We start from the raw sequence: 7,791 nt of genomic DNA on the forward strand, positions 1-7,791 counted from the left end.
CCCACCGGCCGCATTAGACCGAGGCGCCGACCCGTTCCCCGACGAGGGCACACTCGACGGCCGAGAACCCCCCGGCACACCACCCGACCGCGGCGCCGACCCCGACCCACCCGAGGTCGTCGGCGGACGCCCTGAACCACCAGCTCCCGATGACCCACCCGACCGCGACGTTCCGTTGGCCCCACCAGACGTCTGGGGCGGCCGACTGTTGCCCGCCCCGTTCCCGGCCTTGTTGAGATTGGCGACGTTCGACTGCTCGGTGTTGCGTGCCGCCTGCGCGGTCGCCTTGACCTTCTGGCCGGTGGTCTCCGTCGCGGTGGCGGCACGTTCTGCGCTGTCCCGCGCGGTCTTGATCGCCTGGTCGGCCTTGCCCATCGCGACCTGGCCGAACACGCCGGCACTCTGCGCCGACGCGCCGATGTTCAGCTTGGCGCCGACGCCGTCGCGGATCTGGTTGCCCCGGCCGGAGAACCGGTTGCCCACCTGGTCGACGCCGTCGGGGTCCATGCTGGAGCCCTTGCCGGGCGCCATGCCTCCGGAGCTGGAGCTACCCGAGCTGGACGAACCGCTCGACCCACTCGATCCGCTGCTGTGGTGCGACGGGCCGTGGCTACCGCCATCTCCCCCGGAAGAACCACCGTGTCGCCGCGTCATCGGTCCCGATCCGTCAGGCCTGCTGCGGCACGTCGTACGGCTTCACCGCGTCGTACGCGGTCTTGGCGTAGTCGCCGTAGTCGGAGAACTTCTCCAGGCCCTTCATCAGGCCTTCCATCTTCTCCGTGATCTTGGCGATGCGACCGCCGAACCGCTCCATCGCCTTCACCAGCTTGGCGAGCCGCCCGGCCATCTTGGTGGCCAGCATGCCCGCGCGGGTGCCGGAGTACCCGGCGTACGCGGCGATCGACCCACCGAACGTCGGCGCGGCCGACGCGGCGGCGATGATGGCGCCGGCGATCAGCTCGCCGACGAGGTCGGAGATCCAGTCGAACACCAGCGCGCGCAGCTCGCAGACCAGCGCGCCGGAGATGGCGTAGATCGCCGCGGTGCCGTCCATGGTCTTGCCGAGCGCCTCGTACTGCTTGGCCAGCTGCTCCTGGTTCTCGCGGAACGCGACGTTCGCCTCGCCCGACCAGGACGCGCCCATGGCCTCGACGTCCTGGCGGTGCTCCTGGGCGATCGTCTTGACCTCGACCGAGGCCTGCTTGAGCTGGTCGGTGTTGGCGTTGATCTCGTCGGGGTTGCCGAGCAGCGCGTCGAGCGGTTCGCGGATGAAGCTGATGTGCTCCATCAGCCAGCCGACGCCGGCCGAGAACACCGCCCCCAGCGGGTTCGCCGCCGACCCGATCACGTCGACGACCATCCCGGCGCCGCCGATGGCGGCGTCTATGACGTCGACGCCCTCGCCTTCCGAATCACCGGTCAGCGTGTCGACGAACCCGGCGACGCTCTCGACGACGCCGGCACCCTCGTACCACTCGGTCACAGCCCACTCCCAGACAGATCCGCGGTCACGCCGGGTCTGAACACCTGCAGCTCACAGGGTGTCACACCCGTGGCCGCCAGTTGCCCAAAAGCCCCCAAACTCGTGGATCAGACGCCGGTCGGGCCGTCCGGGTTCCGCCGGAAAACGTCCCCGGCCCCTCCCGAGCCAACCGGGCACGCGCGCCACCGCCTCGGGGCACCGCGGGTCGCCGAATCCGCACCCGACGTCGTCCGGAAAATGGGGAACCGGGGTGCGTCCGCCGACAGTTCCGGTATTTGGCGATTCGGTGGTGCGACGGCTATTCTGGGAGCGCTCCCAGCGGGCTGACGATGTGGGGTGGAACATGGTCGTTCTTCGCCGTGCCTCTCGTGGTGTGGTATTCGCGGTTGTCGTCCTCTTCGTCGCGTTCCTACCCGGCGTGGCGGCAGCCGCGCCGGTGACCGGGAACGCCACCTGGTTCGACGCGCTGGGGTCACCGTACGGCGGGTGTGGGCTGCCGCAGTCCGTTCTGGACAGTCAGGACTTCGTGGCGCTCAACGTGTACAACACGCCGCGCGACTACAACTTCTACCCGCGGCCGCTGCCCGCCGGCGACCCGAAGACCGGCATGTGGGACAACGGGCACAACTGCGGGCGCTGGGTGCGCGTGTCGATCAGCGACTACTGCAACGGGACCAACGACGGCGCGCCGAACCAGGCGTTCTGCCGCAACGGGTCCTACGTCGCCGACCGCTACAACGGCGCGACGCTGAACATGATCGTCGCGGACAGCTGCGGCGACTCGAACGCCTGGTGCCGGGACGACCCCTTCCACCTGGACCTGTCGCACGCCTCGCTCAACCGTTTCCAGCTCAACGGCACGCCGGTGGGTGACATGGACCCGGCACACTGGAACAACCGGCACGTGTCGTGGGAGTTCATCCCGGCGCCGAACTACACGGGCGACATCAACATCGGTTTCCTGCAGAGCGCACAGGTCTGGTGGGGTGCGGTCTCGATTTCCCATCTGGCCAACGGAACCCACGGCGTCGACTACTTCGCCGGCGGGGCGTGGCACGCCGCCCAGATGAACGGCGACATGGGGGAGTCCTACATCCTGTCGCCGACCGTGCAGGCGGGGACGCAGTTCCAGATCAGGGTGTACGACGTCGCCAACACACTGATCAACAACGGCCGGGTGTACACGTTCTCCCTGCCGTCGAGCTGTGGGTCGTCGTGCGGCGTGCCGTACACGCGAGTCACCTACACGACGAGCTGAACCGGTCGTCCGCGCCAAACCGCGAACGGTAAGTCGAGGGTAATCGGCCGTCAACCGGCACGTGACGCACATTTTTCGGAGGTGTCGTCGCGTGATCTTCACCGCCGGCGTCTCCGCAGTTCCGGCACGGTGTCCGGGTCCCCGTTTTCGCCCAAACGACCCTCACATGGCTCCGTGGCGCCGAATGTGTGAAGGTTTGCGGAACCATTTCGTCGGGTACGCCGCGTCGGTCGGGGATGAACATTGCCGGTCGATGGGCGACTGGCATGCGGGGCCACCGGCTCCGTCGCGTGGTGGCGGCGGAGCCGGTCCGGCCTGTCCACTGTGGACTGATCACTCGTCGGCCGGCTCCGCGGGGGCCGCGCGACACCTTTCATCGCTCGGGGTAGCGGGGATGCGCCGCCAACCCCGAATACGGGACTCTTTCGGTGACAGCCGTTCTGTTCTGGGAAAGGTGGGATCGTGGGTCGTTTCCTCAGGGGCCTCGTCGCGGCGCTGGTCGCCGTGGCCGTCTCGGTGGTCGTGCCGGCGGTGGCGCGAGCCCTGCCGGTGAGCCGGCCGGTGCCGCCCGGCTTCACCCCGTCGTCCACCTCGTGGACGAGCGATCGGCAGGGCTGGCTGCTCGGCTTCACACCGTGCCCGTCCGGACAGTGCCCGGTGCTGCTGCGCACGGCCGACGGCGGCGCGCGCTGGTGGCCGGCGGGCACACCGCCGGTGCGGCTCTCTCCGCGCAACTTCCAGGTCCGGGTGTTCTTCGCCGACGACGAGGTCGGGTTGGTCACCGACGGGGAACGGCTGTACGCCACGCACACCGCCGGACGCCGGTGGCAGCGGGTCCGGCTGCCCGCCGGGACGTCCGTCACGATCGGCGCGCTCGCGGCCAACGACCAGGCCCTCTACGCCATCGTCGACGACGACTCCGGCACCCGCCTGTACTCCTCGCCGCTCCACGTCACCCGCTGGCGGCCGGTCCCCGGCGTGGCGCTGCCCGGCCCCGGCGAGCCCGGTGGCGGCGGGGACGTCGTCGCCCACGGCCACACCGCCCACGTGGTCCTCGACGACCTGTTCGTCGCCGGTGGCTACTGGTCCACCACGGGTGGCGCCTGGGAGCCTGCGGAACCCCCGTGTGACGTCGACGCCGTACCCGATCTCGGGCTTGCCCCGGACGGCGCCCTGTACGCGTTGTGCAGCTACGACCCCGGCATGGGATTCATGTTCAAGGACCTGAAGAGGCCGAACCCGGGCGGCGGCTTCACCTTCGTCGGCAGCGCCCCCGTCGACGGCATCACCACCGCGTTCGGCGCGGCGTCGGCGACCACCGTGGCGGTCGGCGCGATCGGCGAGGGAGCCGCCTTCGTGCACCGTGGCACCGGCGGTGGCGCCGAATGGCAGACCCCGCTCGTGCTGGACGGAGTCCCCATCTCGGACCTGACCTTCACCGACGCGACGCACGGCTTCCTGATGTGGGGTGGCCCGCCGTGGTCCGAGGCCGCCGTGTATCGCACCAGTGACGCCGGAGCCACCTGGGCCCCGATCGCCTGACCTCGTCACCTGCCCGTGTTTCGCCCGTCCGGTGGACGGCGGGGTACGGGCGGCAGGGGTCACGGGTGGTACAGCTCGGCCACCTCGTAGATCCGGTCCCGCGCGTCGACCTTGAGCCGGGCGGTGATCCCGGACCGGGTGTCGAGCGCGTCCAGCAGCTCGTCCCTGGTGCAGGGCTGGTCGCCGAGGCCCTGGTCGTCGATGGTCGCGCCGTTGTCGGACCGGGCGGGGTGGATGTTGCTCGCGCTCCACACCTTCAGGTTGGTCGCGAGCGGGAGGCGGTGCGGCCCGTCGCCGGGCACGTCCACGTAGTGCGGCTCCATCTCGCCGGTGCCCCTTTTTTGGTTCACGATTCTCGCGAATGATTCCGGCTGGTCAGAAAGAAAGAATGTTGTGCGTGGAGTTCTGGAAGGTGCCGATCTTGACCGACTTCAGGCGGAACTCGTAGTAGCCGGGCGCCGAACCGTCCATCGCGGTCACCTTCGTCGCGACCCCGGTGGTCGCCCCCGGCGGGACGACCGCGACACCGTCGGCGACGAAGGTGTCGAGATCCGCCTTGTCGCCGCTGGTCCAGGTCGCCGGCGCGAAGATGGACGAGCCCGGCGGGACGGTGATCGCCGTCGCCGGGGCGGGCACCTCGACCTTCTCGACCGGCACCGTCAGGGCGTCCCCGTGCGCGTTGGTGAAGCTCAGCTCGGGCCATCCCTGTACGGTGACCGGCTTGTTTCCGTTGTTGGTCAACGTGATCAGGGCGACGTCGGTGCGCTGCACGGAGAACTCGGCGGTCAGTGACGTCGCGGTGCCGGTGGCGGTGTCGTCGCCCGCGACCACGGCGTCGGTGGCGTCGGTGGCGTTGGTGGCGTTGGTCGCCGCCTGGTCCTTGGCGACGGACGACGGTCCCGCCCCGGTCCCGGCCTGGCTGGAGATGGCCCCGCAGGCGGTCAGCCCGATCGCGAGGCCCAGCATCGAGACGCTGACGACAATCGCACGAATACGCATGCCCTATTCCCTTTTGGAGTTCCCGGTGGCAATCAACCTGCTTTCACCGGAAAAGACGCCCCGCCTCATAACGGGTTGCGAGAAGAAAGGGCAGAAGAAGAAAAGCAACCTCGCCGAACGCCGTGCGTCCGGAGTCGCGCGGCTCAGGAAAGTATGGGATCCGTCCCGCCCGTGCCCGGCCGCCGCTGGGCAGGACCCGGTAGCCGACGCGCGAGACTAGGCGCCGAGCGAGCGGATCCCGACCTGCGTGCGACCGTTGGTCTCGGCGGCCGTGATGTCGCCGTCGGCGTGCGAGACACGGTTGCGGCCGGAGCGCTTGGCGTGCAGCAGGGCGGTGTCGGCCACGTGGATGAGCCGGTCCAGCGCGGTGCCGGCCGTGGGGTAGATGGCCGTGCCGACGGACACGGAGAGGCCCTTGATGGTGGTGAGGCTGTCGTCACCGAGGGGGACCGCGAGCTGGGTGACGGCGTGGCGCACCCGCTCGGCGACCTCACCGACGTCCGGCGTCGCGATGTCCGGCAGGAGGACGACGAACTCCTCGCCGCCGAACCGCCCCACGGAGTCGTAGTCGCGGACACTGCGGTTGATCGTCGCGGCCACGGCCTTGAGCACGGCGTCGCCCGCGAGGTGGCCGTAGGTGTCGTTGATCTTCTTGAAGTGGTCGATGTCGACCATGAAGATCGCCAGCGTCCCGGACGAGCGCTTGGCCCGGTCCAACTCCCGGCTGGCGATGTGGTGCCAGCCCGCGTTGTTGAACAGCCCGGTCTTCTCGTCGGTGGCGACCGCGGCCTCGAGCTGCTTGATCAGCACGTGCCGGTGCAGGAGCAGCAGCGGCGGGTAGATCATCAGCACCAGGATCGGCTGGTAGACCAGCGCCGTCGCGGTGAGCCCGCCAAGACACAGCGTCACCAGCTCGAGCGCGTTGTCCCCCCAGGTGCCGACCAGGTCGGTGAGCGACCGTTGCTCGGTGTACAGGTAGATGCCGGCGGCGGCGCCGACCAGGTTGACCAGTTCGAAGACCAGAGCCGCGACCAGCACCACGGCCGAGCCGCGGATCCCCGCGGCCGGGGTGCCCGCGAGCCCGCCGAGACCCGTGATGTGCAGGACGAACGCGGCGCCCCAGCACGACAGCATGGCCCACGCGGTGCTTGCCACGACACGGTGAGCCGGCCGGGTGCGGACATGCCGCCACACGCGGAACCACAGGTGCAGGTACAGGGCGGCGGCCAGCACCACGGCCCAGCCGGGGGAGAGGAGCACGACTCCAGCGAGATACCAGACGGACGTCACGTTGATGTGGGTCTGGCCGCCCATCCAGCGCCGCACGCGCTCGATCCGCCGCGACATCTCCGCCTGGGCGATGCCCATCACCAGCAGGATCGGGAACCACCGCAGGTCATGGCCGGTGCCGGGCTCGGCGAGCAGGCTCGCCACGGTGACGCCGATGGCGATGGCTTCGCTCGCCAGTACGAACACGACCCACCGCGGTCTGGCCGAGGTCCAGAGCGCCCATCGAGCCGGGGACGACATGAGGCGAAACCGTGGCCGAACTCGGGCACCCCCTGCCATGCGTTCGTGCCTCATACTGTTCATGCTTTACTCATCACCCCCTCAGGCGAAGGGTATCCGTCCCATCACGGGATGTCAGCCAAAGTGGGTGCGAAGCCGCCCAGACCGACTGGAAGGTGAACGACCATGCGTACGCGTGAACTCTGATCGCACCCGTATATGCCGTACCCTCTGACCGACCGTCGAGCCGAGGTGAGGTTTTCGTGCGCACTCGCGAATTGTGACCAGTTCTATTCACCTGCTTTCGAGGACCATCCGTCCGGGTCGGTCGTAGCCGCGTGATGCCACGCCACCGCCGCCGGGACGGCGACGAGGACCCCCACCACTCCCACGAGGCCGACCACCCGGGCCGTGCCGGCGGCGTCGGCGACCACGCCGGCGAGCAGCGGACTCAGGCCCTGGATCGTGGCCATCCCTGACTGCGCCAGCCCCAGCGCCTGTGCCCGGTTGTCGTCGGGCACGCCGCGGGTGAACGAGGCCGTCGCCTGGATCATCACCGCGGTGCCGAGGGCCCCGGCGACCACGAACAGCGCGATCGAGGGTACCAAACCCGGCTTGAGCAGGCAGAACAGCAGGGGCACGCAGCTGGCGACCATCAGCGGGCCCAGCAGCGCCGCCCGCCGGTCCGCGGCCACGAACCGGGTGAACAGGAATGCGCCGATCGCGCTGCCGAACGGATCGGCCGCGAGGATCAGTCCGACGGCCGTCGTGCCGCCGCCGATCTCCGCGGTGTACGGCGCCGCCAGGCCCTCGTAGACGATCAGCAGCGACGACAGCCAGATGAACACCACCAGCGTGCGCACGCCCTTGTCCTGCCAGATCACCCTGGCGCCGGCGAGCGCCGACCTGGCGAACGCGCCGGGCGCCGGCGAGCCGTTCCGGTGCGCGGCCGGGCGGTACCGGACGCCGAACCACATGAACAACGCCGAGGCGACGAACG

The 7,791-nt window shown here is 69.7% G+C and carries 7 protein-coding genes and 1 pseudogene; 2 read left to right on the plus strand and 6 right to left on the minus strand.

Going from position 1 to position 7,791, the window contains the following annotated elements:
• Window positions 1–531: pseudogene (locus tag VET29_RS06165) on the minus strand (hypothetical protein); the annotation flags it as partial.
• Between the two features lie 136 nt (window positions 532–667).
• On the minus strand, window positions 668–1,483 hold the full coding sequence (locus VET29_RS06170; RefSeq protein ID WP_324915751.1) for a WXG100 family type VII secretion target: 816 nt from the start codon (window positions 1,481–1,483) through the stop codon (window positions 668–670).
• 373 nt (window positions 1,484–1,856) lie between these two features.
• Here VET29_RS06170 and VET29_RS06175 point away from each other — a divergent pair, with 373 nt between their 5' ends.
• Together VET29_RS06175 and VET29_RS06180 are read left to right on the plus strand one after the other, a co-directional pair.
• Window positions 1,857–2,741, plus strand: coding sequence for a hypothetical protein (locus VET29_RS06175; RefSeq protein ID WP_324915753.1), 885 nt, complete (start codon window positions 1,857–1,859; stop codon window positions 2,739–2,741).
• Between the two features lie 462 nt (window positions 2,742–3,203).
• Window positions 3,204–4,283, plus strand: coding sequence for a hypothetical protein (locus tag VET29_RS06180; protein ID WP_324915755.1), 1,080 nt, complete (start codon window positions 3,204–3,206; stop codon window positions 4,281–4,283).
• A gap of 59 nt (window positions 4,284–4,342) precedes the next feature.
• Here VET29_RS06180 and VET29_RS06185 read toward each other — a convergent pair whose 3' ends face one another.
• The 4 genes from VET29_RS06185 to VET29_RS06200 form a co-directional block, all read right to left on the minus strand.
• A complete protein-coding gene (locus VET29_RS06185) occupies window positions 4,343–4,633 on the minus strand; it encodes a hypothetical protein (RefSeq protein WP_324915757.1) in 291 nt (96 codons plus the stop codon).
• A gap of 25 nt (window positions 4,634–4,658) precedes the next feature.
• Window positions 4,659–5,282 (minus strand): DUF4232 domain-containing protein, encoded by a 624-nt coding sequence (locus tag VET29_RS06190; RefSeq protein ID WP_324915760.1) that lies wholly within the window; start codon window positions 5,280–5,282, stop codon window positions 4,659–4,661.
• 216 nt (window positions 5,283–5,498) lie between these two features.
• Entirely contained in the window at window positions 5,499–6,812 is a 1,314-nt protein-coding gene (locus VET29_RS06195) for a GGDEF domain-containing protein (RefSeq protein WP_324915762.1), read from the minus strand.
• 269 nt (window positions 6,813–7,081) lie between these two features.
• Window positions 7,082–7,791, minus strand: a 710-nt coding sequence (locus tag VET29_RS06200) for an MFS transporter (protein WP_324915764.1), incomplete at its 5' end; no start/stop codon positions are given.

It is taken from the genome of Actinophytocola sp., assembly GCF_035634895.1.
Lineage (GTDB): Bacteria > Actinomycetota > Actinomycetes > Mycobacteriales > Pseudonocardiaceae > Actinophytocola.